Origin of the sequence: Kitasatospora sp. NPDC056327, from assembly GCF_042261735.1 — a bacterium.
GTDB lineage: Bacteria > Actinomycetota > Actinomycetes > Streptomycetales > Streptomycetaceae > Kitasatospora.
Genome location: NZ_JBHJRC010000071.1, coordinates 1 through 24,837, shown reverse-complemented (window position 1 = coordinate 24,837; position 24,837 = coordinate 1). Strand labels below are relative to the sequence as shown.

Sequence of the window (24,837 nt, the reverse complement as noted above, 5' to 3'; positions counted from 1 at the left end):
TTCCGGGCCTTCCGGTGGGGAGGTCCGCTCAGGAGGACGGTACTGGACCGGGACCCCCGTCGTACATGAGATGGTCTCGACCAATTTCGGCCTTTGGTCTCGACCTCTCTCCTTCAATGGTCTCAACCTCTCCTGCTCTCGGCGACGATCTTCGCCGGTCTCCGGCGCCGGCCGCGGTATGCCCCGCGACCTGGCCGGACTTCCCGGCGGGCCTCAATATGCCATCTGGGAAGGCTCCTTGACCGAACTTGACGGAACTTGCCAACCGCCCCCGGGGATGGTCCAGACCGTTGACCGGGCCATGACGGCATGTGAGGGTTCCGGCACCCGAGCGCGGACGCCCGCACGGCCGTCCCCCAAATCGGCCCCGCGGTGAGCGCCCTGACGGCACGTCGCCCGCGATCGAGCACCCCCACGTTCGAGGAGCCTCGGAATGAAACGCAGATTGCTGACGGCGGGAACCACCCTGACCGTCCTGGCCGGCATGCTGACCGCCACCGCGGTCGGCCAGGCCGCCGCCGACCCCGGTCCGGCCGTCTCCGCGCCCCCCAGCGCACTGGCCGCCGCCGTGAACGCCGCCGACCAGGCGGCCGCGGCGGGCCTCGACGCCCTCGCCAAGGGCGCCGACGAGACCTATGAGCGCCAGTCGGTCACCCCGTGGCTGGCCGGTCTCTACTCGGTCGCCTACGAGCGCACCTACAAGGGCCTGCCGGTCGTCGGCGGCGACGCCGTCGTGATCGCGGACGGCCAGGGCAAGGTGCGCGGGCTGCAGTCCGCCACCACCGGCTCGGTCGCCGTGCCCACCACCGCGCTGGTCAGCGCGGCCAAGGCGGAGAAGACCGCCCGCGCCAAGCTCGCCCAGGTGGACGGCGTGCAGTCGCGCCGCCTGGTCGTCAAGGTCAAGGACGGCGAGAGCCGCCTCGCCTGGGAGACCGTGCTCACCGGCCGCACCGCGACCGCCCCGAGCACCCTGCACGTCTTCGTCGACGCCCGCAGCGGCGAGGTCATCGAGACCTACGACGACGTCCGCGCCGGCACCCTGAACAGCAAGTGGAACGGCCCCTCCCCGAGCATCACCACCACCGGCTCGGGCAGCTCCTTCTCACTGCGCGACCCCAGCCGCCCGGGCCTGAGCTGTGCCGACAACGCCACCGGCCAGGTCTTCAGCAAGTCCTCCGACACCTGGGGCAACGGCAGTGCCACCAGCAAGGAGACCGGCTGCGGCGACGTGTTCTTCGCGGCGCAGAAGGAATGGGACATGCTCCGCGACTGGCTGGGTCGCAACGGGCACAACGGCAACGGCGGCAGCTGGCCGGTCAAGGTCGGCCTCAACGACGTCAACGCCTACTGGGACGGTTCCTCGGTCTCCATCGGCCACAACAACGCCAACGAGTGGATCTCCTCGATCGACGTCGTCGGCCACGAGTTCGGCCACGGCATCGACCAGTTCACCCCCGGCGGCGCCAACAACGAGAACGGTCTCGGCGAGGCCACCGGCGACATCTTCGGCGCGCTCACCGAGGCCTACGCCAACCAGAGCGCCCCGTACGACAACCCGGACTTCCTCGTCGGCGAGATGATCAACCTCGTCGGCCGCGGCCCGATCCGGAACATGTACAACCCCTCGCTCGTCAGCAACAACCCGAACTGCTACTCCTCCTCGATCCCGAGCACCGAGGTCCACGCGGCCGCCGGCCCGCTGAACCACTGGTTCTACCTGCTCTCCGAGGGCTCCAACCCGGGCGGCGGCAAGCCCACCAGCCCGACCTGCAACAACTCCACCGTCACCGGCGTCGGCATCAAGGACGCGGGCCGGATCTTCTACGGCGGCATGCTGCTCAAGACCAGCGGCATGACCCACAAGAAGTACCGCACCACCACCCTGACCGCGGCCAAGAACCTCGACCCCACCTGCAACCTGTGGAGCCGCACCAAGGCCGCCTGGGACGCCGTGAGCGTCACCGCGCAGCCCGGCGACCCCAGCTGCGAGGGCGGCCAGACCAACGAGTTCTCGCTCTCGCTGAACCCGTCGTCCGGCCAGGTCCAGCCCGGCTCCTCCACCACGGCGACGGTCAACACCGCCGTCACCTCGGGCGGGGCCCAGTCGGTCAACCTGAGCGCCTCCGGCGCCCCGAGCGGCGCGAGCGTCAGCTTCAGCCCGTCCACGGTGCAGACCGGCGCGACCTCCACGCTCACCGTCAACACCAGCGCCAGCACCGCGCCGGGTACCTACCAGATCACGGTCACCGCGACCGGTCAGGTCACCCACACCGCGCAGTACACGCTGACCGTCGGCGGCGGCAACCCGGGCGGCAGCGCTCCGGACATCAGCGTCGCCAACGTCCAGGCGCACCTGACGCAGTTCAACACCATCGCCTCGCAGAACGGCGGCAACCGGCGCACCGGCACGGCCGGCTACAGCCAGTCGCTGGCCTACGTGAAGGCGAAGCTCCAGGCCGCGGGCTACCAGGTCTCCGAGCAGACCTGCTCCACCTGCACCTACACCGCCAACAACCTGATCGCCGACTGGCCGGGCGGCCCCGCCGACCAGGTCACCATGTTCGGCGCGCACCTGGACGGCGTCAGCGCCGGCCCGGGCATCAACGACAACGGCTCCGGCTCGGCCGTCCTGCTGGAGACCGCGCTCGTCCTCGCGCAGCAGAACCCGACCCTGACCCGCCACGTGCGCTTCGCCTGGTGGACCGGTGAGGAGCAGGGCCTGCAGGGCTCCAAGCACTACGTGAGCCAGCTGAGCTCCAGCGCCCGCAGCGCGATCAAGGGCTACTACAACTTCGACATGGTCGGCTCGCCCAACGCCGGCTACTTCATCAACAACGTCAACTCCACCACCTCGGCGCCGATGAAGGCCTACTGGGACTCGCTGAACCTCCAGCCGGAGGAGAACGTCGAGGGCCAGGGCCGCTCGGACGACGCCTCGTTCCAGTCGGCGGGCATCCCGACCTCGGGCTACGCGGCGGGCGCCAGCGCCACCAAGACCCAGTCCCAGGCGCAGAAGTGGGGCGGCACGGCGGGTCGTGCCTACGACTCCTGCTACCACTCCGCGTGCGACACCACCAGCAACATCAACGCCACCGTGCTGGACCGCAGCGCCGACGGCGTCGCCTACACGCTGTGGAAGACCTCGGTGGGCAGCGGCCCGATCCCGACCAACGACTTCTCGGTCGCGGTCAACCCGGCCACCGGCAACGTCAAGCCCGGTGAGTCCACCACCGCCACGGTGAACACCCAGACCACCTCCGGCTCCGCCCAGACGGTCAACCTGTCCGTCTCCGGCGCGCCGGCCGGTGTGACCGCCACGGTCAACCCGTCCTCGGTCCAGTCCGGCGGCTCCGCGACGCTCAGCATCGCGGTCGGCTCGTCGGTCCCGAACGGGACGTACAACCTGACGGTGACCGGCGCCGGTTCGGTCTCCCACACCAGCAGCTACTCGCTGGTGGTCTCCGCCGACCCGGGCCCGGGCGGCGGCAGCTGGACCCCCGGCACCACGTACCAGGCGGGCGACGTCGTCACCTGGAACGGCGTCAGCTACCGGTGCCTCCAGGGCCACACGGCCCAGGTGGGCTGGGAGCCCAACATCGTCCCGGCCCTCTGGCAGGCGATCTGAGCGGACCGGATCGTCTCCGGGACGGGATAAGGGCGGTGCCGCGGTTCGTCGAGGGGGACGGATCGCGGCACCGCCGCATGTGCCCGGGTGTTCCCGGTGGGGCCGGCGGGCAGCGCCCGTCGGCCCCACCGGCATGCCGCGGGCGGCATGCGGAGGTCGAAGGGGCCCGGGAGCGTGGCCGGCTGACGTAGAGTCGGCGCGGGCCGTCCGTCCCCGACCCAGGAGGCACCTCCGTGACCACCGCCGCCGAGCCCGGTCCCTCCCCCTCCCCGGACCCCGTCCGCCCGCCGGACCCCGCACCTTCCCCGGAGCGCGGCGCGGGCCCCGGGCCCGTCCCCGAGCTGCCGCCCGAGGACGTCGAGCAGTGGCGCGCCGAGGAGGCCGGGCTGATCGACCTGCTGGCCCGCACCCGGCAGCGCCTCGGCGGGGTGGCCGCGTTCCGGATCGGCCCGCGCCCCACCGTCCTGGTCACCGACCCGGACGCCGTCCAGCACGTCCTCGGCCGCCACCCCGAGCGCTACGTCAAGCGCTCGCACCGGGCCCGGATGCTCGCCGGGGACGGCGTGCTCTCCGCCGCGGGCGAGCCCTGGAAGCGCCAGCGCCGCATCCTCCAGGCCCAGTTCACCGGCACGGGAATGCACCGTTACGAGCACCGGATCGCCGCCGCGGCCCGCCGCACCGCCGACCGCTGGGCCGCACACGCCCGCACCGGGGCGACCCTCGACATCGGCGACGAGATGCGCCACTTCGCCCTGGACACCATCTGGCGCGCGCTCACCGGCCACCCGCTCGACGAGGTCACCGAGCGGGAGCTCGACCGCGTCCCCGCCGTCGTCGCCGCGCTCCCCCAGCTCCCCGACGGCGCCCAGGCGCCCGAAGCCGTCGCCGGCGACCTCGCCAGGATCGACGCCGTCGCGCACGCCGCCATCGCCGCCGCCCGGCGCCGCGAGGACGGCCCCGACGGCCCCGGGGTGCTGCGCGTCCTGCTCGACGCCGCCGAGCGGCACCCCGAGTACACCGACCGGCTGATCCGCGACGAGCTGGTCACCCTGCTGGTGGCCGGCCACGAGACCACCGCCACCACCCTCACCTGGCTCTTCCTGCTCCTGGACGCCGCCCCCGACGCCCGGGAGCGGGCCCTGGCCGCCGGCCCCGAGGGCTCGCCGGAGCGGCGCGAGGCGGTGCAGGCGCTGGTCAGCGAGACCCTGCGGCTCTACCCCTCCGCCTGGATCCTCCCCCGCCACGCGCTCACCGCCGACACCCTCGCGGGCCACCGCGTCGAGGCCGGCACCGACCTGCTGGTCTGCCCCTACCTCACCCACCGCGACCCGCGGCTGTGGCCCGACCCGGAGCGCTTCGACCCCACCCGCTTCCTCACGGACGGCGCCCGCCCCGCCCACCTCGGCGCCTACTTCCCCTTCGGCCTCGGCGCGCGCGCCTGCCTCGGCACCCGGTTCGCCCTCCGCGAGTCCACCGCGCTGCTCGAACTCCTGCTCCCCGCCTGCACGGTGGACTTCCGGAGCATCCCGTCCGGGGCCACCTACGGCATCACCGTCCGCCCGGACGGCCCGACCCCGGCGGTTCTGACCGCGGTCCGCTGAGCCGGGCGGGCAGCCTGTGCCGTCACCGGTGCGGGTGCCGGCGGCGTCGGCCGCACGGGTGAAGGTCAGTGGCCGCGGTGGAAGTCCGCCACCGCGCCGAAGGCCGCCTTCGGCTCCCAGGGGAGGCCCGGATAGGCGGTTCCGCTGCCCGTCTCCAGGCTCTTGACGATGCCGAAGCTCGCCAGGTCGAGGTCCTCGCGGGGGTCGGCGCCGGGGCGGTGGACGTGGTCGGCGAGGGCGAAGGTGAAGACGAAGGTGGTGTCGACGCCGCCCTCGTGGAAGGCCGTCAACAGCTCGCGCAGATAGCGCGCCTGCCCCTCCTCGTCGCGGTCGAGGACGGTGGCCAGCCGCTCCGGGGCGTGCGCGGCGTCGTAGACGACGACTTCGAGGCCGAGCGCCCCGCGGTCACCGGCACCCCGGTAGGTCGCCGAGCCGAACTCGGTGACGGCGACCGGCTTTCCGTCCTCCCTGGCGACCAGTTCCGGCACGGCCGCCGCGAAACCCCCGGCGGTCCGGGCATCGCGGTAGACGTCGACGGAGACGAGGTCGAACGGCGTCCAGTCCACCCGCTCGAACGGCACGGAGGCGTAGGTCACCCGCCCGCCGAAGCGTGCCCGGACGGTGGCGACCGCGCGGGAGAGGAAGGCGTTGACCGCGGTGGCCGCCCGGCCCAGCTGCTCCCGGACGAGGTCCGGGCGGGCGAGCAGCGCGACCCGGTCCTCGATGCTGTCACCGGGGAGGATCCCCCGGCTCATCAGGCACAGCTCGGCGCCGGTGACGAACACGACCTCGGCACCGCCCCGCCGGATGCGTTCGGCCCGCTCCGCGCAGTCGGCGAACAGGTCGAGCATCGCCTCGGCGTCCAGCTCCAGCGGGTAGGGCGAGAACCAGACCTCCAGCCCGAGCCCGGCGGCCAGCCCGGCCGCGAGCTCCAGGCGTTCGGGATCGCCCCCGATGACGCGGACCGCGTCGCAGTGCAGGTCGTCACGGATGATCCGCAGTTCGCGCCGGACCACCCCGGGGTCGAACGAGGGCCGGGAGTTGCGTCCGTCGCGGACGAAGCCGGTGTCGTAACTGATGCCGTGGGCACGCATGGCGGCACACCTTCCAGGAGGGGACGTGGCGAGCGATTAAGGTACGGCGAGTACCTTAATTGCCGGATCCTCCGGCCCGCAACAAGAATGGGAAGGTACGGCCGGTACCGATCGAAGGCGGGACGATGACGGGGCAGCAGACCCGGCGGCGCGGTGCGGCGCTGGAGGAGGCCATCCTCGCCGCGGCGGCCGAGGAGCTGGCCGCCGCGGGCTACCAGGGCCTCACCATGGACCGGGTCGCCGCCCGCGCGGGCACCAACAAGAACGCCCTCTACCGCCGCTGGCCGAACCGGCTCGCCCTCGGCATCGCCGCCTACCGCCGGCTGGCCACCACCGTGCCGGTCCCCGACACCGGCAGCCTCCGCGAGGACGTGCTCGAACTGCTGCGCGGCGCCAACCGGCACTGGAGTTCGCCGCTCGGCACGATCCTGCGCGAACTGCTGGTGGCGGCGGGCGGCACGGCGGAGCTCCTCGGGCAGTTGCACGACCAGTCCGGAGAGGCGGTGGCGGCCCCCTGGCTCACCGTCCTGGGCCGGGCGGTGGCGCGGGGCGAGGCCGCACCCGAGGCGCTGCACCCCAGGGTCGCCACGGTCGCGGTCGTGCTGCTCCGCAACGAGTTCGTGGTGCGCGGGGTGCCGGCGGCACCGGACGACGTCCTGGTCGAGATCACCGACGAGGTGTACCTGCCGCTCGTCCGCGGGCGGGGGGCCGGTCCGGGGCCGGGGCCGGACCCCGGGGCGGCCGGCTGACGCGGGCGGGTACCCGGGCGGGGCCCACCGGCTCCGGCTCCGGTTCCGAGCCCGAGCCCGACTCAGGCCCCGGCCCCGGCGACGGGAGGCCGAAAACCGGTGGCCCGGGCGGGCGTTACGGGGCTACGCTCCCGGCCACCCGCCCCCCGCGCCGCCCCCGTCAGAACCCGGACCTTCCGCCATGACCGATGCCCTCCTCTCCGGACTCCTCGCCGGCTTCGGCATCGCCGTGCCCGTCGGCGCGATCTCGGTCCTGGTCGTCACCATCGCCTCGCGCGTCTCGCTGGGCCGGGGCATGGCCGCCGCGCTGGGCGTCGCCACCGCCGACGGCCTGTACGCCCTGGCCGCCGTGCTCGGCGGCGCCGCGCTCGCCCCGGCGATCGCCCCGGCCGCGGACGCCCTGGAGCTCCTGGCCGCCGGGGTGCTCGTCCTGCTCGCCGCCCACGGCCTGCGCGGGGCGCTGCGCACCCACCGGCGGGAAACACTCGCGGCGGCGGGCCCGTTGACGACCACGGCGGACGACCCGTCGCCGGTGCCGCCGTCACCGTGGCGCACGTACGCGGGCCTGCTCGGCCTCACCCTCCTCAACCCGCTCACCGTCGTCTACTTCACCGCCCTGGTGCTCGGCGGCCGAACCGGGCCCGGCCCGCTCGGTCCGGGCCTGCTCTTCGCCCTCGCCGCGTTCGCCGCCTCGGCCGGCTGGCAGGCCCTGCTCGCCACCGGCGGCGCCCTGCTGCGCCGCGTCCTCACCGGACCGCGCGGCCGGCTCCTCACCGGGCTCGCGGGCAACGCCGTCGTCCTCGCCTTCGCCGTCCACCTCGCGCTCGCACGCTGAGCCGCCGGGAGCCCGGTCGACCACCCCCTCCGCCCCCGGTTCACCGCCCACCGGACGGGGTCGCACGGAGGACCGCGAGGTGGGGGGCGTCCCCGTCGTGGCACAGCAACGAGGGGCCGGCAGAACCGTGCGACAGCCACGTACGCCGGCCCATCCGCTCATTGAGCAGGCCGTGGGGAGGAGGCCGCGGTTGGTGGTGAGGCACCGATGTCAGTGACTCCGGCCGGCCTCGCGCAGCAACTCGTGAAAACCTGCCGTCGTCCGCTCGCGGAAGCCGATGAAGAACTTGTTGGCCAAGGGGACGGCCCACCTGCTGCCCCGGCCGGCCACGTTGAAGACCCGATGCGTGACCCGGGTGCGCCCGGCCTCCTCGGTGACCTCGTACTCTCCTCGGTACCACCAGCCGCCCTGATAGGCGAACCGACCGCGCTCCCGGTCGATCTCGACGTGCGCCGGATCCAGCCCCGCAACTCCGCCGAACCTGCGTGCAATGAGGTCCAGCACACGGTCGGCTGAAGCGTCCACAGTGTCGGTGAGTACGATCATCAGCTTCCTCGTCATGCTGCCAGTTTGCCAGGAAGACATCTCCAAGTCCGATGTCACCGGACCAATGTGACGGTCCGTCAACCGATTGCCCGCCCCGCCCCCAAGAAGCTCATGCCGGTGGCTCCTCCAAAGCTCGCCGCGGAAGGTCTGGTACGGGGCACTCCTCCGGTACGGGCGCTTCGGGCCGAGCAGGTCCGGGCGGAGACGTTCACGGGGCTGCGGATGCGGCGGTTCGAGGGCCTGGTGCACGTGGTCCGGGAGCGGGGCGGCGACGGACCGGGGCCCGTGACCGGGCTCAGTGGCCGGCCGTGCGGCGGAACTCCGAGGGCGGGCAGCCGAAACGGGCGCGGAAGCGGTGGGTCAGGTGGGCGTGGTCGGCGAAGCCCGCGGTGGCCGCGATGTCGGCGAGGGGCAGGGCGGTGCGGGCCGCGAGCTGGCCGGCCACCTCCAGGCGGACGGCGAGCAGTTCGGCCTGGAAGGAGGTGCCCGCACCGGCGAGGCCGCGCTGAAGGGTGCGCGGTGCGATGCCGAGCCCCGCGGCCGTCGCCGCCAGCCGCCACGGTCGGGCCGGCTCCCGGGCGAACTGTGCGCGCACGGCGTCCAAGGGGCGCGGGCCAGTGCCCCCGGGGGCGGCGGGCGCGTGGCTCCAGCGCAGCCGCCACCCCTCGACGCGGGCCGCGCCCCGGAGCAGGACGTCCTCGGGCCGGCCGGCCGCACCGTCCGCGACCACCTCGACGCGGGCCGCGCGTCCGGCCGGGCCCGCCGTGCCCACGAGGTCGATCGCGCAGACGAGCAGCGACTCGGCCGGCCCCGGGATCCCGCCCATGCTCGGCATGTGACGGGCCGTCAGCACGCCGTCGTCGAGCACGCGCCGGGTGCGGTGACCCGCGTGGAACCACGGCTCGACCAGCCCGACCCGGCAGAGGAGTTCGGGCAGACCGCCGCAGCCGGCCAGGTCGACCAGCAGCGGGTCGTCCGCCAGCAGCCGTTCCGCCGCGGTGCGCAGGGCCGGCCAGCCGCGCACCGCGAGCGCCGCCGCCAGCCGGGCGTGCAGCCGCTCCGGCACGGGCAGTCCCTCGGCCAGCAGCCGCTCGGCCCGGCGCCCCGGCTCCCCCGCGTCCGGCCCGAGCGTGCGCAGCACCGCCCGGGCCATCGCCGGACGGACCGAGCGCGCCATGTCGACGCCGGTACGGGACATGGCGCGATCGTACAAGCGGACCGCGCGGTGCCGTTCCACCATGGCGGACGTGAACCTCAGCTCGAAGCGCATCCTCGTCACCGGCGGCACCGGCGGAGTCGGCCGGGCCCTCGCCGACCGGCTCACGGCCCTCGGCGCCACCGTCGTCATCTGCGGCCGCTCCGTCCCGCCCGACGCCGGCCTCCACGCCATCCGCGCCGACCTGGCGGAGCCCGGGGAGGCGACACGGGTCGCGGACGAGGCCGCCGGCCGGCTCGGCGGCCTGGACGTCGTCGTCGCCAACGCCGCCGTGCAGTACCGCACACCGCTCACACTCGGCCCCGAGCCGGAGGTCCTGGCCCGGGCCCGCCAGGAGATCGCGCTCAACCTCACCTCGGTGGCCGAACTCGCCGCCGCCTCGTGGCCGCACCTCGCCGCCGCGCCGCCGGGACGGCCGGAGGGCCGGGCGGACGCGGCCTTCGTCGCGGTCACCTCCGGCCTGGCGTTCGCCCCCAAGCAGAGCGCGCCGGTCTACTGCGCGACCAAGGCGGCCGTCCACATCCTGCTGGAGTCACTGCGCCACCAGGCCCGCACCGGCACCCCCGGCGTGCGGGTCCAGGAGATCGTGCTGCCGCTCGTCGACACCGCCATGACCGCCGGCCGCGAGGGCCCGGCCCGCAAGCTCACCCCGGCCCGGGCCGCCGAGGCGATCGCCCACGGCATCGCCCGCGAACGCCCCGTCGTCCCCGTCGGCGCCGCCCGGGCGCTGCTGGCCCTCCTCCGCGTCGCCCCACCCGTCGGCCGCCGGATCCTCCGCGACGGCTGACCGGCCAGGGGCGGCGGGCCGCGTTCTCAGAATCTGATGTTCCGTCAAATCCCTTTCTCCGAAAGGGAAATGTTCATCACCGGACCCCTTCCCGGGGTCGGTGCACGGCTCCTACGCTGCCGCCATGGCCAATGTCTGGATACGTCCGGGCCCCGATGGCACGACGATCGACCTGGTGTTCCGTGAGGGCGGGCTGATCCAGGCCGTGCCGTCCATGCTGAGGGGCGGCGCCCTCGTCGGGATCTTCACGGCGATGGCGGTCGCGATCTCCGGGTCCTTCGTGGTGGTCGGCCTGGCGTTGGCGGGCGTCGAGCCGACCGCGTTGGACTTGTACCTCCTCGTGATCGCACCGGCGTCCTCGGGCCTGCTCGCGGGGTGCGTACTCGGCGTTCGCAGGACCGACATCCAGTGGGTGCAGTTCCGGCCGCCGACCGAGCCGACCGAGCTGCGCATCGTCTACGCACGGGAAGGCCGGTGGCAGCCGATCTCGGTGCTGGAACGTGTCGACCTGACGACATGGATGGAGCTGCCCCACGAGGGCGACCTCCGCCCGGCCAAGACCAGAATCAGCGTCGTGATGACGATCAAGGGCAAGCCCTACGGGTCGTACTCGATGAAGACCCGCAACCCCGAGACCGTCCGGCAGGGGCTGGCGGAGATCCTCGGCCCGGCCGGCATTCCGGTCGAGCTGACGAAGGAGTCCTCCGTGATCAGGGAGGACCACAGCGGGTTCGACAGCCGGCTGCTGGGCGTGGACCCCTGAGACCTGCTCGGGCCGGCTCGGGGTGAGCGGACGGGTCCCTTCCCGCCGCCGGTGGGCGCGACCGCCGGAGCGCGTTCAGGTCCGCGATGACGCGGTGGGCCGGGTGGAACGGACCTGCACCGTCGACTCCACCCGGGCCTCTCCAGCGAGCTCACCCGGCCGGTGCGCGGTCGACGGCGGCCCGGAGGTCCAGCCAGGCCGGATCGGTGGTGGCGGCTTCGGTCAGGGCGGTGAGGTCGCCCCGGGACCAGCTGCCGCTGCCGTCGGTGATGACGAGGTGGGGTTCCAGGTCGCCGTCCTCGGGCACGTCGGCGGTCGATGCCAGGAACGCCGTGGCCTCGTCGCCGAGTACGGCCGGGGCGGGCGCGGGGGCGGACCGTACGGACAGCAGGATCAGTTCGCCGTCGGTGCGGGCGGCCAGCAGGTGGCCGGTCGCGGTGGCGGCGAGGGCGGCGAGCGGGGAGCCGGGCAGCGGATCGTGTTCGACGGCCGACCGGGCGGTGACGTCCAGTTCGATCAGGGTTCCGGTCGGGGAGCCGATCCAGAGCACGCCCGGCGCGGCGCCGAACGCGAGGTTCTGGTACGGCCAGGCACCGGATCCGCCGGACTCCCCCGGCTCACCCGGCTCACCGAGCGAGGTCGACAGGACCCTTCGCAGGGAGGGGAGTTCGAAGACGTCCACCGAGTCGAAGTACGCGTTGCCGCGGATCGCGAGGTGTCGTCCGTCGGCGCTGAACAGTGGGGTCCCGTAGCCGTCGACGTCCAGGACCAGGGTGTGCCGGAGCTGCCGCATCGCGCCCCCGGCCGGCCGGGCGAAGACGCAGAAGGTGGCGCTCTGGTCGCTGACCAGGGTGGCGAGGAGTCGGCCGGAGGGGTGGGCGGCGACGCCGGTGTCCCAGCCGCGGGCCGTGGTGGTGGCGCCGGTGGCGAGGTCCAGGACGTCCGAGGTGTCCGGTCCGCCGGCGGACGGGGAGGCCCAGAGCCGGCCCCCGTCGGGGCTGAACGCCAGCGAGCCGTAGGGGGCCGGGGCGGGTTCGACGACCGGTGGCCCGTCGGGCGTCCAGCGGACGAGGGTGGTTCGGTCGGTGACGAGGAGCAGCGGTTGCTCGGGGTGCCAGGCCAGCGGGAGACAGCCGCCGGGCCACCGGGCGGACCGGTCGTCCGGCGGCTGCGCAGCGGGGTCGCCGTGGCCGGGGTCGCCGGAGCCCAGGCCCTGGAGGCCGAGATCGAAGGAGGCCGCCTCGCGGAGCAGCCCGTCGGCGAAGTCCCAGATCCGGACCAGACGGCTGCCCGCGGCGGTGGCCGCCACCAGCGGGAGGCGCGGGTGGCAGGTCAGCCGCTCCGCCGGGCGGCCGTCGCCGGCGCGGGCACGGGCCAGGACTGCGATGTCGGTCATGGCGCCCACCATAGGGCCGGGGTGCGACGGAGCCTGGCCGGGCAGCCGACCATACCGGGGTGAGGCGTCGGGACCGCCGGAGCACCCCGGCGACCCGGGTCGGGGCGGTGCCGCGTGGTGTCGGCACCCCTCCACCGGTGGTGCCCGCAGGAGCGCGCGCCACCGGTGGAGGGTCACCGGTGCGGGCTCTACGCGTTCGGGTCCCAGACCGCGAGCCGGTCCATCGGCTCGGTGTCGCCGGTGATCTCCAGGGCGTCGAGCGGGGCACGGTCGTAGAAGTAGAGGACGAGTTCGCCGGCCGCGCCCCGGATCACCAGGTCGCCCGGCTCCGTACCGGCGCCGAGGTCGTCGCAGCGGACGCCCCCGGCGTCGAGGGTCAGGCGCCAGGAGCGGCCCTCGGTCGCGTGGAGGTCGATGGTCGCCGGCTCGAACGGCCAGGGGACGCTCGTCGCCGAGACGGTCGTCAGGAACTCGTCGACGCCCTCGACCGCGACGTCCGTCGGCAGCGGCTGTGCGGCGCCCAGGACGAGCTGGACGTCGTAGGTGTGGACGGCGATCTCCTGGATCTGGTGGCGGGCCACGGCTCCGCTGGTCTCCGGGGCCTGCGAGCGGCCCCACCACGTCCAGCAGCCGCGGTCCGGGCCGGCCTCGCGCAGCGCGGCGAGCATGAGCTCGGTGGACTCGGCCAGCCAGGCGTCCAGGGCCTCGGGGTCACGGGGCGCGGTCGGGGCGCCCTTCGGGTCCGTCCTGGCCGGGGGCTCGGCGCCCGGGCCCGCCGCGACGACGGCGGCCTGGCGGCGGCGGCCGTCGCCGAGGTGCTGCGCGAGTTCGCGCAGTGTCCAGTCCGGGCAGGTCGGGACCCGGACGTCGAGGTCGGGGGCGGACGCGATCGCGGCGCGGAACGCGGCCGAGCGGTCGTCGATCAGCCGCAGGACCTCGGGGAACTCCAAGATTTTCTGCACGCCGGTTGTGTATCACGGTGCTCCGGCCACCGGGTAGCGAGTTTCGTCGGACGAACGCCCCGCCGGCCGGGCCGGGGACGCGGAACGCCCCGGCAGGGTGCCGCAGAGCTGCCGGTCGACCTGCCGCCGGGTGCCGGACCGGCGGCCGTAGCCTGGGCGCCCGGCCCGCGGGAACGGGCTGACGGGCGGCAACCCGGGCGCCGAGCTGACGATCCACAACGAGGGCGCGATCGCGGTCCAGCTGAACGGCAGGGTCCTGTGGACCTCCGCGCCGTCCTCGCCCCAGCTGCCGCCCTGTCCGCCGTGGGGGCCCGCCCGTCCCCGGACAGATCGTCCGGCCGTGCTGCCCGACCTGGCCGTTCCCCTCCTGAACCGGCCGGGCCGTCCGGACCCGCCGCCCGGCGGGACCGTCCTGCCGCGCGAGGTCGCCGCGGGCATCCGGGTCGCGCGCTCCCGGGGCTGGACGCCCGACGCCGACGGTTCGCCGTTCGGGCTGCACCTGTCCGCGGTCCGACCCGCCCGCCCCGGCGCGGGCCCGTACGGCGGGCCGCAGGAGCGGCTGCCACGAAGGGCGCCCGGGTGGCGGTGCGGCTCCGTCCCCCGTCGCCCCGGCAGCCCGTGGTCAGCGCCTGGGCGTGGAGGAGGAGTTGGCCGGCGAACCGGTGCCGCTCGCGCCGGTGGAGGCGCTCGGGTCGGGCCTCGGCGCCGGGTCGGGGACGTCCGCCATCGGCAGGGACTGCTTGGGCGCGCCCCGCAGGGCCTGGTTCATGGCGTCCCGCCAGATCGGGCCGGGGCCGTCGGCGCCGAACACCTCGGTGCGGTACTTGCCGTTGATGGTGATGTTGCGCATCTCGACACCGCCCCTGGGGCCGCCGAGCCAGACCGCGGTGGCGAGCTGCGGGGTGTAGCCGCTGAACCAGGCGGCCCTCTTCTTGTCCGAGGTGCCGGTCTTTCCGGCGATCTGCCGGTCGCCCTCCAGGCTCAGTGCGCGGCCGGTGCCGCCGCCCTCGGTCACGCCGTTCAGGATGGTGTTCAGCACCTTGGCGGTGCTCTCGGAGAACGCCGTCTCGCAGCGGGCGGGCGGCACCGGCACCTCCCGGCCGTCCACGGTGGTGATCCCGGAGAGGGCCACCGGCGCGCAGTACCTGCCGCCGGCCGCGAAGGTCGCGTAGACGTTCGCCATGGCCAGCGGGCTGACCTCCTCCACGCCCAGGGCCATCGCGGGGACCTCCTCCAGCGGGGCTCCGCTGGCCTTCGCGGTGATGCCCAGCTTGTTGGCCATCTGCTTGACCGCGCAGAGGCCGATCTCCTGCTCCATCTGCACGAAGTAGGTGTTGACCGAGAGGGCCATCGCCTCCTTCAGCTGGTACGGGCCCTTCTCGCTCGCGGACTCGTTGGGCACCATCGTCTTCGGCTTGCCGGTGTTCTTCCACGTCCCGCCGCAGGTCTTCATCGTCGGGTACTCGATCTTGTTCGGGGAGTCGTACTCCTGGGTCGCCGGCAGGCCGGCCTCCAGGGCCGCCGCCGCGACCACCGGCTTGAAGGTCGAGCCGGGCTGGAAGCCGTTGCCGCCGCCCATCACCGCGTCGACGTTGAGGTTGACGACGGTCTGGTTCTGCGCCTCCGCCAGGCCGTACGGGCGGGTCTGCGCCATCGCCAGGATGTTCCCGGTGCCCGGCTCCACCATGGTGGCGGCTGCCGAGACGGTGTCGGTGACCCGCACGTTGGAGCTGACCGCGTTCTGCGCGGCTGCCTGCTTCTCCGGGTCGAGGGTGGTCCGGATGTTCAGACCGCCCTGGTCCCAGAACTTCTTGCGCTCGGCGGCGGTGGCGCCGAAGGCCGGGTCCTGCTTGACCACCCGCCGGACGTAGTCGCAGAAGAAGCCCATGCCGGCCTTGGCGGTGATGCAGCCGTTCTGCGGGTCCTTGTACTTCAGGCCCAGCGGGGCGGCCTTGGCCTCCTTCGCCTGCTCCTCCGTGATGTGCTTGTTCTCCAGCATCTTGTCGATCACGGTGTCGCGGCGGTTCTGCGCGGCCTGCGGGTGCAGCTTCGGGTCGTACTGCGTCGGGTTCTGCACCAGGCCGGCCAGGGTGGCGGCCTCGGCGATCGTGAGGTCCTTGTTGGCCTTGCTGAAGTAGCGCTGGGAGGCCGCCTCCACGCCGTAGGCGCCGTTCCCGTAGTACGTGATGTTGAGGTAGTTGGTGAGGATCTGCTCCTTGCTCAGCTCCTCCTCCAGCTTGATCGCGACCTTCAGTTCCTGGATCTTGCGCCCCAGGGTCTTGCGCATCGCGTCCCGGACGGCGTCCTGGTCGTCGCCGGCCTTCTCCACGTTCACGTTCTTCACGTACTGCTGCGTGAGCGTCGAGGCGCCCTGGGAGGCGGTGCCGCTCTCCGCGTTCTTGCTGATCGCGCGGAGCACGCCCTTGAGGTCGACGGCGCCGTGCTCGTAGAAGCGGGCGTCCTCGATGTCGACCTGCGCCTGCCGCATGTAGGGCGACATCTGCTCGGGGGCCAGGACGGTGCGGTCGCGCTCGTAGACCTTGGCGATCAGCCCGCCCTTGGCGTCGAAGATCTGCGAGGCCTGGGTGAGCGGCGGCGTCTTGAAGTCGTTCGGGATGTCGTCGAATCCCTCCGCCGTGTTCTTGGCGGTCAGCCCGAGCGCACCGACGGCGGGCAGCGCCACTCCGGCCACCAGCGCGCCGGAGACCACGCTCACACCCAGGAAGGTCGCGCCGTGGCGGGCCAGCCGGAGCGGCGTCCTGCGGGAAGGACCGGGGGTCTGCTCGTCGGGCGCATTCCGTATCGGGGAGGGATTCGATTCCATGTGGAAATGCTAGCCACGGATCCTCACGGATCGAACAACTTTTCCCGCAGGACTGTCACAGCCCTGCAACAGGAACGGGCATTCGATCACGGGCGACGAATCGTCCACGAACTCCACGGCCGGGACGGGGATTCCTGGCCCCCCGCCCCGGAATCCCGCACTCCGGCGCCCCACCCGGCCGGCCCCCTTCCCGTAACCTCGCACCTCTCTGATGCGGTGGACCGGGCGAAAGGTTGCACCGGCCCGGAAACGGGCCGCAAACCCGCCGCCGCGACCGTCCGGTTCGGGCCGGAACGGCCCGAAAGGGCAGTCCGGGGTGCCCGGCGGGGCCGCGCGGGGCTCACCCCGGTCGGCGGGCCCGGCGGGGCGATCCTGTTTGCTGTCCCTGGTCCTGTCCGCCCACCCCGCCCGGAGCCACCCGCCATGACCGCGCCCTCGCCCTCCACCGGCCGGCCCTCCACCGCGCCCTCCCCCTCCACCGCCCCCCGGTCCGCCCGGCAGCCCGCGGGGCCGTCCGCGGAACCGCTCTTCGCCGGTCCGCTGTTCGCCGCCCTCGACATCGGCGGCACCAAGACCGCCGGGGCGCTCGTCGACGCGGCCGGCACGCTCACCCACCGCGTCCAGCTGCCGACCCCGGCGCGGGAGGCGGGCACGGAGGTGCTCGCCGTGGTGCACCGGGTCCTGGACCGCCTCGCCGCCGCGCCCGAGTGGGACGCCGTCACCGCCGTCGGCATCGGCAGCGCCGGCCCGGTGGACCTCGCCGCGGGCACCGTGAGCCCCGTCAACATCCCCGGCTGGCGCGCCTTCCCGCTCACCACCGAGGTCGCCGCCCACCCGGCCGTGGGCGCCCGCCCCGTGCGGCTGGCCGGGGACGGCGTCGCGATGGCCGCCGCCGAGCACTGGCTCGGCGCCGCCCGGGGCGCCGACAACGCGCTCTGCCTGGTGGTCTCCACCGGGGTCGGCGCGGGCCTGGTGCTGGACGGCGCCGTCCGGCCCGGCCCCAGCGGCAACGCCGGGCACCTCGGTCACATCACCGTCGACCTCGACGGGGAACCGTGCCCGTGCGGCTCGCGGGGCTGTCTGGAGGGGATCGCCAGCGGCACCGCGATCGCCCGGCAGGCACTCGCCGGGGGCTGGCGGCCCGCCGGGGACGACCGCTCGGCACGGGCGGTCGCGGAGGACGCGCGGGCCGGACACCCGGTCGCGCTGGCCGCCTTCGACCGGGCGGCGCGGGCACTCGCCGCCGGGATCGCCGCCACCGCCGCACTGGTCGACCTGCGCAGGGTGGTGATCGGCGGTGGTGTGGCGACCGCCGGGCCGGTGCTCCTCGACCCGCTCGCACGTCACCTGGACGACTACGCGGCACTGCCCTACGTGCGTGGACTGGAGGTGCGCCGCGCCGAACTCGGCACCGACGCCGGGCTGATCGGCGCCGCCGCGCTCTGCCGCTGACCGCTCCCGGACACCAGGGGGCCGGCCGGCGTGCGAAGTCCCCTCCGGTGGGGCCGGTTTCCGTCACCCCCGCGATCCCGTCGCCCCCGATACCGTCGCCCCCGGGCCCCGCCGTGCGGGGAACCGTCCCGGCGAACCCCCGAACGGGCCGTCCCCGGGGCCGCTCCGCCGATCCCGCTGCTCCCGCCCCGCTCCCCCGACGGCTCCACCCGCCGTCTCCCCCGGGGCCGTTGTGCCACCCCCCGGCCCGCAACCGCCGTGCTCCGTCACCGCCGCAGGGTCCGTCACCGCCGCGGCCCGCCCGTCGCGTCCACCCGTCCCGTCCGCCGACCAAGCAGGATCCTGCCCCAGCAGGATCCTGCCACTCACCGACCGGGGTCCGTGGCAGACGTCAGCGGGCGCGACGTCCGGACTGGCTGACCGGAACGCCCTTGAGGGCCGAGGGGCCGGGCAGACGCCGGCGCGGCTGGTGGTGTCCGGAGGACACCGCCGTCAGCGGTTCGCGCGGCGACTTCACCGCCACCCGGGGCGGCACCCCGACGGCGGCCGCGGCCGACACCGCGTCCACCACCGCCCCGGCCGGTGCGTCCTCGGTGAGGAACCCGGACAGGAACCGCCGCTCCGCCGGGCTGAGCGCACGGGAACGGCCGGAAGCCGCGTCCCGGGCGACCACGACGGTCCGCGCCTGCATGAAAGTGTGCGTGTCACGGCACACCCTGACCACGACGTGCGCCGAACTGCGCCCCAGCCGCTCGACCGTGAGCAGCACCAGCAGGGGTTCCGGCCCGTGGTGGAGCTGCTCCAGATAATCGATCTCGTGCCGGGCGATCAGGAATCCGGACGGGAAAAGGGATTCCTGTACGGCGATCGCGTGGTGGCAGAAGAGGTCGTAAATTCCCTCCTGCACGTAGGAGACCAGCCGGGCGTTGTTGACGTGCCCGTTCTCGTCGACGTCGCTCCAGCGGGTGGGACAGGCCAGGACGTGCGCGTTGACGTCCGCCGCGTGGCTGGGCGCCGCGTTCACCGCTGCTCTGCCGTGGAACCGGTGGGCAGCAGCGCCCGCTTCAACCGCGCGTAGTAGACGGCGTGTTCGGACGCCATCCGGGCGGCGGTCCAGCCTTCCTCGGCGGCTTCGGCGGCGGCCTCGACGACCAGGCTGTCGAGGACGCCGTCGACCGCGCGGCACAGTTCGGCGACGGCCGCGAGGCGGTCGGGTACGTCCGCGCCGCCGGCCGCGCCGCGGGCCGGAAAGGCGGCCAGCGAGTCGACCGCGAGCCGCAGTTCGTCGACCGGCTCGGACCTGGATTCGGAAAGGAAATTGTGCACGGTTCTCTCCCTGAACGGGGTGATGGCATTTCTGGATGAGCGGACCCGCCGAGCGGGCCCGGATCCCCCCGGCGCCATGGACGCTATCCCAGCCCGGGGCGCTACCGGGAGGTATATGGAACCGGAGCGGAAACTGACCACTATTGGAGTAGTTTGGCGTTGCATAAAATCAGCCACATCCACCGAATGCCAGCCCGGTCCGATTGTCCCCCCGGTCCCCGCCGCGGCCCTCTCCCCGCCCCCGCCCCCGGTCGGGCCCCCGGCCGCGCGGTTCATGCCCCGCTCCCCCAACTGGTCCACCAGCGCGCCTTGTAGAGGTGGGTGCCGGGCAGGCTGCGGGCGCCGTCCGGACGGTGCAGGGTGAGCACCGAGGTGCACCAGGAGCACGGGCCGGTGTGGTCCGGCGCCGCGGTCAGCAGCCGCCCGGTCCCCGGCTCGTCGCCCACGCTCTTGATCTCCCGCTCGGCCCGCTCGCTCCCCAGCCGGATCCGGCTGAAGCGGTCCGCCGCCGGGTCGTAGCGCCACAGGTGCGCCGCCGTGCTCACCCAGAACCGTCCGGGCGCGGCGAGCACCGGCGCCAGGTCGTGGCCGCCGCGTTCGGGCAGCGGCACCGTGCGCTCGGCGGTGAGGGTCGGCGCGGCGGCCGTGCCGCCCACCCGCAGTGCGGTCAGCGTCTCGTCGCCGAGCGCCCAGAGCAGCCCGGTCCGCCCGTCCCGGTGCAGACCGTGCGCGCCCGGCAGCCGGAACTCCGCGTGCGCGGTGCTGCGCGGTCCGAGGGAGGCCGCGTAGAGCCGCACCCAGCCGCCGGTGGAGGCCGCGACGGCGACGTTGCCGTCGGGCAGCAGTTCCGCACTGTGCGGGTTGGCGGCCGGTCCGGTGTCGGTGGCCCAGGCGACGGCGCCGGTCGTGGTGTCGACGACCGCCGCCAGACCGCCGGAGGCGGTGGTCAGCAGGTAGCGCCGGCCGTGCCGGACACGGCTCTTGGCCTCGTCCGGGTGCTCCCAGCTGCGGCGCGGGTCGAGGTCGCGGACGTCGCCGGCGGCGTCCGCGGACCAGGACCAGACCACCGGCCGCCCGTCCTGCCCGCCGAAGGCCGCGAGCGCGCTGAGCTCCTCGGCGCTCTGCAGCACCAGCACCCGGCGCGAGGCCTGGTCCACCACGGCCACCGCCCACCCCGGCCTTATCCCGACGGCCGCCGCCGGAACCGCTCCCGTGCCCACCACGAGGGCGGCCAGCCCGGCCGCCGCCCGCCACACCCGTGCCCGCTTCGACACCCGCCGGCACCTCCCGTCGTCCGTCCCCCGCCACCACCGTGCGGGGTGCCGTCGCCGGCCGCCAGCGCACGGGCTCCGACCGGCCTAAACACCGCTTGTCGTACCCGGATGGTTGGATCGGAACCGGAGAGCACGGCGAGTCACCGCGAGAGGAACCCGAGAGACGATGAGCACGGCCCCGACGACCGGCGCGCAGACGCCGGAGCCGCACGCCGCCGACACGCACGACCTGATCCGTGTGCACGGCGCCCGCGAGAACAACCTCAAGGACGTCAGCATCGAGATCCCCAAGAGGCGGCTGACGGTGTTCACGGGCGTCTCCGGCTCGGGCAAGAGCTCCCTCGTGTTCGACACCGTGGCGGCGGAGTCCCAGCGCCTGATCAACGAGACGTACAGCACCTTCGTGCAGGGCTTCATGCCGTCCGTGGCCCGGCCCGAGGTGGACGTGCTGGACGGCCTGACCACCGCGATCATCGTCGACCAGCAGCGGATGGGCGCCGACCCGCGCTCCACCGTCGGCACCGCCACCGACACCAACGCGATGCTGCGGATCCTGTTCAGCCGGCTCGGCCGCCCGCACATCGGCTCGCCCAAGGCGTTCTCGTTCAACGTCGCCTCGATCAGCGGGGCCGGCGCGGTCACCGTGGAGCGCGCCGGCAAGGCCGTCAAGGAGCGGCGCAGCTTCAGCGTCACCGGCGGCATGTGCCCGCGCTGCGAGGGCCGGGGCTCGGTCTCCGACATCGACCTCACCCAGCTCTACGACGACGCCAAGTCGCTCTCCGAGGGCGCGATCACCGTGCCCGGCTACACCGGCGACGGCTGGATGACGCGGATCTTCGCCGGCTCCGGCTTCCTGGACCCGGACAAGCCGATCCGCGACTACACCGAGCAGGAGCTCGCGGACTTCCTGCACCGCGAGCCGACCAAGGTGAAGGTCAACGGCATCAACCTCACCTACGAGGGGCTGATCCCCAAGGTCCAGAAGTCCATCCTGTCCAAGGACCGGGAGGCGATGCAGCCGCACATCCGGGCGTTCGTGGACCGGGCGGTGACCTTCACGTCCTGTCCCGCGTGCGGCGGCACCCGCCTCACCGAGGCGGCCCGGTCGTCGAAGATCGGCGGGATCAGCATCGCCGACGCCTGCGCGATGCAGATCAGCGACCTCGCCGCGTGGGTGCGCGGGCTGGACGAGCCCTCGGTGGCGCCGCTGCTCACCGCGCTGCGGGAGACCCTGGACTCCTTCGTGGAGATCGGCCTGGGCTACCTCTCGCTGGAGCGGCCGGCCGGCACCCTGTCGGGCGGCGAGGCGCAGCGGGTGAAGATGATCCGCCACCTCGGCTCCTCGCTCACCGACGTCACCTACGTCTTCGACGAACCCAGCACGGGCCTGCACCCGCACGACATCGAGCGGATGAACGGGCTGCTGCGGCAGCTGCGGGACAAGGGCAACACGGTGCTGGTGGTGGAGCACAAGCCCGAGGTGATCGCGATCGCGGACCACGTGGTGGACCTCGGTCCGGGCGCGGGCGCGGCGGGCGGCACGGTCTGCTTCGAGGGCAGCGTCGAGGGGCTGCGGGCCGCCGGCACCGTCACCGGCCGGCACCTGGACGACCGGGCCGCGGTGAAGACGGCGGTGCGCGAGCCCACCGGGAGGCTGGCGATCCGCGGCGCCTCCGCGCACAACCTGCGGGACGTCGACGTGGACGTGCCGCTGGGCGTGCTGGTCGTGGTCACCGGGGTGGCCGGATCCGGCAAGAGCTCCCTGGTGCACGGCTCGATCCCGGCCGGGGAGGGCGTGGTCTCGGTGGACCAGAGCCCGATCCGCGGCTCGCGGCGCAGCAACCCGGCCACGTACACCGGGCTGCTGGAGCCGATCCGCAAGGCGTTCGCGAAGGCCAACGGGGTGAAGCCCGCGCTGTTCAGCGCCAACTCCGAGGGCGCCTGCCCGACGTGCAACGGCGCGGGCGTCGTCTACACGGACCTCGCGATCATGGCGGGCGTGGCGACCACCTGCGAGGACTGCGAGGGGCGGCGGTTCGACGCCTCGGTGCTGGAGTACCACCTCGGCGGGCGGGACATCAGCGAGGTGCTGGCGATGCCGGTGGAGGAGGCGGTGGCCTTCTTCGCCGAGGGCGGGGCGCGCACCCCGGCCGCGCACCGCATCCTCACCCGGCTCGCCGACGTCGGCCTCGGCTACATCAGCCTGGGCCAGCCGCTCACCACGCTGTCCGGCGGCGAGCGCCAGCGGCTGAAGCTGGCCACCCACATGGGCGACAAGGGCGGGGTCTACGTCCTGGACGAGCCGACCACCGGTCTCCACCTGGCCGATGTCGAGCAGCTGCTGGGCCTGCTGGACCGGCTGGTCGAGTCCGGCAAGTCGGTGATCGTGGTGGAGCACCACCAGGCGGTGATGGCCCACGCCGACTGGATCATCGACCTCGGCCCCGGGGCCGGCCACGACGGCGGCCGGGTGGTCTTCGAGGGCACGCCGGCCGAGCTGGTCGCCGCGCGTTCGACCGTGACCGGCCGGCACCTGGCGGAGTACGTGGGCTCCTGACCCGCGCCCGGCCCGGGGCCGGGCGGGCGGCCCGGGCCCGGGCGGGCGCTACCGGCCGGCGACGGTGTCGGCGAGGCGGGCCGCCTGATCCCACGGGCTCCCGGCCTCCGTCCCGCACCGACCGGTTCCCGGACGCCACGCCCGTGCGCCGCCGGCGGACCAGTGCCGCCGTGGAAGGTCCGGGGGCCCGCGTCCTGCACCCCGTCAGGCGAGCAGCCGGTCGAGGACGTCCCCGGCCGGCTCGTCCGGGTCCGCCTCGGAGGCGGCGCAGCGCACGTCGAAGGCGGCGTCCCGGGCGCGGGCGAGGGCGGCGGCGTCGCGGGCGGGGTGCAGAAAGGCGGAGTGCTGCGGGGCGAGGCGCATCGGCACCGTCCCGCCGCACCAGTCGGCGGTGAGCTCGACGAGGCCGGCGTCGCCGTCGGCCATCGTGTCGGCGAGGCCGCGCAGGGCGGTGAACGCCCAGATCATGCCGGGGAGTTCGAAGTCGATCCGGCTGTCGAAGTCGATCGCGAGGGAATCGCCGGCACCGTCGTGGCGCAGGGTCAGGCCGCCGTCCTCGTCGAGGCCGCGCAGCAGGCCCGCGTGGTCGCCCCCGGTCCAGCGGTCGCACTCGGCGAGGGCGGCGGGAAGTTCGGCGCGGTAGCGGCGGCGGACGGCCCCGTCCGGCCAGGCGTCGCAGAGCCCGGTCCAGTCGGCCCCGGGCCGGGTGCCGGGCGGGGCGGCCGGCGACCGCAGGTAGGCGCGCAGGCGCGGCCCGCCGATCCTGACCGCCGCCGTCACGGTGACGTACCTCGCCATCCGGCACCCTCCGTCGGTGTCGCCTGCCGCGCCGGGAGCGCGGCAGGGCCGATTCTGCCCGCCCGCTCCGACAACCGGAGCGGGCGGGCGGCGTCCGCGGCGGGCGGGCGGGGTCAGCCGGCGGCGGAGCCGGTGACGGGCTCGGAGAGCGGGACGGTCCCGCCGGCGAGGCCGGTCTTGACGAACTGCCAGGTGAGGCCGTTGATCACGCCCTGGCCGAGCGGGGCGAGCCTGGCGAAGGCGGGCTCGCTGAGGTCGATGTGGGTGGAGGGGCAGGACGGGCACTGGTCCTTGACGGGCACGGTGATGGTCTTGCCCTGGTAGCTGACCTTGACCGAGATGCCCTTGCAGACCGGGTCGTTGTTGGGGTTGGCGGTGGTCCACCAGGTGTGCGAGACGGCGACGAGCTGCTGGGTGGCGGCGTCGATCCGGGTGCCGCAGGCTCCGTAGCCGGCGTCGTTGTAGTAGGTGGCCTTGCCGGTCATGGGCTTGTTGATCGGTATCGCGGCGCTCGCGGTGCCGGCGCTCAGGGCGAGGAGCGCGGCGGCGGCCAGCGGGACGCCGGCCAGGATCCGGAGGTTCGGGACAACGCGCACGGGGGCCCTCCCAGTTGTGTGGATGGGAGGACCGTAGGCGGCTGCCGGGCCAGTGGTACAGACATATGACATGTTGTCATGAACACTGGTCAAGGAGCTTTACCTGCACGGCCGAAGGAGGGACGATACGTAACCGCACGACCGCCCCGGGCGTTCGGCAGGACACCCGTTTCCACGCCCCCGGAGGCCCTCGTGCGCACCTTCGCCCTGCTCGCCACCCTCACCGCCGTCCTCACCGGAGCCCTGACCGGGCCGGCCGCCGCCGCGCCGCAGCAGCGGGAGGTGAACCAGGGCTACAGCATCCCGGTCGGTGCCATCACCGACCTCGGCGCACTGCCCGTCCTCGGCGGCCTCGGCCTGGACTTCGCCCGGCTGCTGGGGGTCTGAACGGCCGACAGGTGCGGCGGGGCCCGTCCGGAAGCGCTCCGGGCGGGCC

At 74.1% G+C, this 24,837-nt stretch carries 20 protein-coding genes; 9 read left to right on the top strand and 11 right to left on the bottom strand.

Annotated elements, in window-relative coordinates:
- Positions 1–433: 433 nt before the first annotated feature.
- On the top strand, positions 434–3,625 hold the full coding sequence (locus tag ACFCX4_RS13355; protein ID WP_376141552.1) for a M28 family peptidase: 3,192 nt from the start codon (positions 434–436) through the stop codon (positions 3,623–3,625).
- Between the two features lie 341 nt (positions 3,626–3,966).
- Positions 3,967–5,226 (top strand): cytochrome P450, encoded by a 1,260-nt coding sequence (locus tag ACFCX4_RS13350; protein WP_376141564.1) that lies wholly within the window; start codon positions 3,967–3,969, stop codon positions 5,224–5,226.
- Between the two features lie 65 nt (positions 5,227–5,291).
- Here the strand turns inward: ACFCX4_RS13350 and ACFCX4_RS13345 are convergent, their stop codons facing one another.
- A complete protein-coding gene (locus ACFCX4_RS13345; protein WP_376141549.1) occupies positions 5,292–6,320 on the bottom strand; it encodes a hypothetical protein in 1,029 nt (342 codons plus the stop codon).
- A gap of 125 nt (positions 6,321–6,445) precedes the next feature.
- Between ACFCX4_RS13345 and ACFCX4_RS13340 the strand changes: the two genes are divergently transcribed.
- Positions 6,446–7,069, top strand: a complete 624-nt coding sequence (locus tag ACFCX4_RS13340; protein WP_376141547.1) for a TetR/AcrR family transcriptional regulator — start codon at positions 6,446–6,448, stop codon at positions 7,067–7,069.
- A gap of 181 nt (positions 7,070–7,250) precedes the next feature.
- Complete coding sequence (locus tag ACFCX4_RS13335) at positions 7,251–7,904, top strand: LysE family transporter (RefSeq protein ID WP_376141545.1); 654 nt, start codon at positions 7,251–7,253, stop codon at positions 7,902–7,904.
- A gap of 210 nt (positions 7,905–8,114) precedes the next feature.
- Here the strand turns inward: ACFCX4_RS13335 and ACFCX4_RS13330 are convergent, their stop codons facing one another.
- Together ACFCX4_RS13330 and ACFCX4_RS13325 are read right to left on the bottom strand one after the other, a co-directional pair.
- Positions 8,115–8,465 (bottom strand): hypothetical protein, encoded by a 351-nt coding sequence (locus ACFCX4_RS13330; RefSeq protein WP_376141543.1) that lies wholly within the window; start codon positions 8,463–8,465, stop codon positions 8,115–8,117.
- A gap of 280 nt (positions 8,466–8,745) precedes the next feature.
- Positions 8,746–9,648, bottom strand: coding sequence for a helix-turn-helix transcriptional regulator (locus ACFCX4_RS13325; protein WP_376141541.1), 903 nt, complete (start codon positions 9,646–9,648; stop codon positions 8,746–8,748).
- A 49-nt stretch (positions 9,649–9,697) separates the two neighbouring features.
- Here ACFCX4_RS13325 and ACFCX4_RS13320 point away from each other — a divergent pair, with 49 nt between their 5' ends.
- Complete coding sequence (locus ACFCX4_RS13320) at positions 9,698–10,453, top strand: SDR family NAD(P)-dependent oxidoreductase (RefSeq protein WP_376141539.1); 756 nt, start codon at positions 9,698–9,700, stop codon at positions 10,451–10,453.
- 124 nt (positions 10,454–10,577) lie between these two features.
- Positions 10,578–11,216: a hypothetical protein gene (locus ACFCX4_RS13315; protein WP_376141537.1), complete on the top strand. Its 639-nt coding sequence runs from the start codon at positions 10,578–10,580 to the stop codon at positions 11,214–11,216.
- Positions 11,217–11,367: 151 nt separating this feature from the next.
- Here the strand turns inward: ACFCX4_RS13315 and ACFCX4_RS13310 are convergent, their stop codons facing one another.
- The 3 genes from ACFCX4_RS13310 to ACFCX4_RS13300 all read right to left on the bottom strand — a co-directional run bounded on the left by ACFCX4_RS13310 (position 11,368) and on the right by ACFCX4_RS13300 (position 16,398).
- Positions 11,368–12,612 carry a TolB family protein gene (locus ACFCX4_RS13310; protein ID WP_376141535.1) on the bottom strand — a complete coding sequence of 415 codons (1,245 nt, stop codon included), beginning with the start codon at positions 12,610–12,612 and terminating at the stop codon, positions 11,368–11,370.
- A 188-nt stretch (positions 12,613–12,800) separates the two neighbouring features.
- Complete coding sequence (locus ACFCX4_RS13305; protein WP_376141533.1) at positions 12,801–13,574, bottom strand: maleylpyruvate isomerase family mycothiol-dependent enzyme; 774 nt, start codon at positions 13,572–13,574, stop codon at positions 12,801–12,803.
- Positions 13,575–14,196: 622 nt separating this feature from the next.
- Positions 14,197–16,398, bottom strand: coding sequence for a transglycosylase domain-containing protein (locus tag ACFCX4_RS13300; RefSeq protein ID WP_376141532.1), 2,202 nt, complete (start codon positions 16,396–16,398; stop codon positions 14,197–14,199).
- A 423-nt stretch (positions 16,399–16,821) separates the two neighbouring features.
- Here ACFCX4_RS13300 and ACFCX4_RS13295 point away from each other — a divergent pair, with 423 nt between their 5' ends.
- On the top strand, positions 16,822–17,850 hold the full coding sequence (locus ACFCX4_RS13295; RefSeq protein WP_376141530.1) for an ROK family protein: 1,029 nt from the start codon (positions 16,822–16,824) through the stop codon (positions 17,848–17,850).
- A gap of 391 nt (positions 17,851–18,241) precedes the next feature.
- On the opposite strand, the gene ACFCX4_RS13290 is transcribed toward ACFCX4_RS13295, so the two are convergent.
- The 3 genes from ACFCX4_RS13290 to ACFCX4_RS13280 form a co-directional block, all read right to left on the bottom strand.
- Positions 18,242–18,874: an acyl-CoA thioesterase gene (locus ACFCX4_RS13290; protein WP_376141528.1), complete on the bottom strand. Its 633-nt coding sequence runs from the start codon at positions 18,872–18,874 to the stop codon at positions 18,242–18,244.
- Entirely contained in the window at positions 18,871–19,176 is a 306-nt protein-coding gene (locus tag ACFCX4_RS13285; protein ID WP_376141526.1) for a hypothetical protein, read from the bottom strand. Before ACFCX4_RS13285 ends, ACFCX4_RS13290 begins: the two co-directional genes overlap by 4 nt.
- A 272-nt stretch (positions 19,177–19,448) precedes the next feature.
- Positions 19,449–20,450, bottom strand: coding sequence for a DUF6528 family protein (locus ACFCX4_RS13280; protein ID WP_376141524.1), 1,002 nt, complete (start codon positions 20,448–20,450; stop codon positions 19,449–19,451).
- A 166-nt stretch (positions 20,451–20,616) separates the two neighbouring features.
- Here ACFCX4_RS13280 and ACFCX4_RS13275 point away from each other — a divergent pair, with 166 nt between their 5' ends.
- Positions 20,617–23,007 (top strand): ATP-binding cassette domain-containing protein, encoded by a 2,391-nt coding sequence (locus ACFCX4_RS13275; RefSeq protein ID WP_376141522.1) that lies wholly within the window; start codon positions 20,617–20,619, stop codon positions 23,005–23,007.
- Positions 23,008–23,211: 204 nt separating this feature from the next.
- On the opposite strand, the gene ACFCX4_RS13270 is transcribed toward ACFCX4_RS13275, so the two are convergent.
- Positions 23,212–23,805, bottom strand: a complete 594-nt coding sequence (locus ACFCX4_RS13270) for a hypothetical protein (RefSeq protein WP_376141520.1) — start codon at positions 23,803–23,805, stop codon at positions 23,212–23,214.
- A gap of 113 nt (positions 23,806–23,918) precedes the next feature.
- A complete protein-coding gene (locus ACFCX4_RS13265) occupies positions 23,919–24,401 on the bottom strand; it encodes a cysteine/serine endopeptidase inhibitor (protein WP_376141518.1) in 483 nt (160 codons plus the stop codon).
- Positions 24,402–24,593: 192 nt separating this feature from the next.
- Between ACFCX4_RS13265 and ACFCX4_RS13260 the strand changes: the two genes are divergently transcribed.
- A complete protein-coding gene (locus ACFCX4_RS13260) occupies positions 24,594–24,788 on the top strand; it encodes a hypothetical protein (protein WP_376141516.1) in 195 nt (64 codons plus the stop codon).
- Positions 24,789–24,837: the final 49 nt, after the last annotated feature.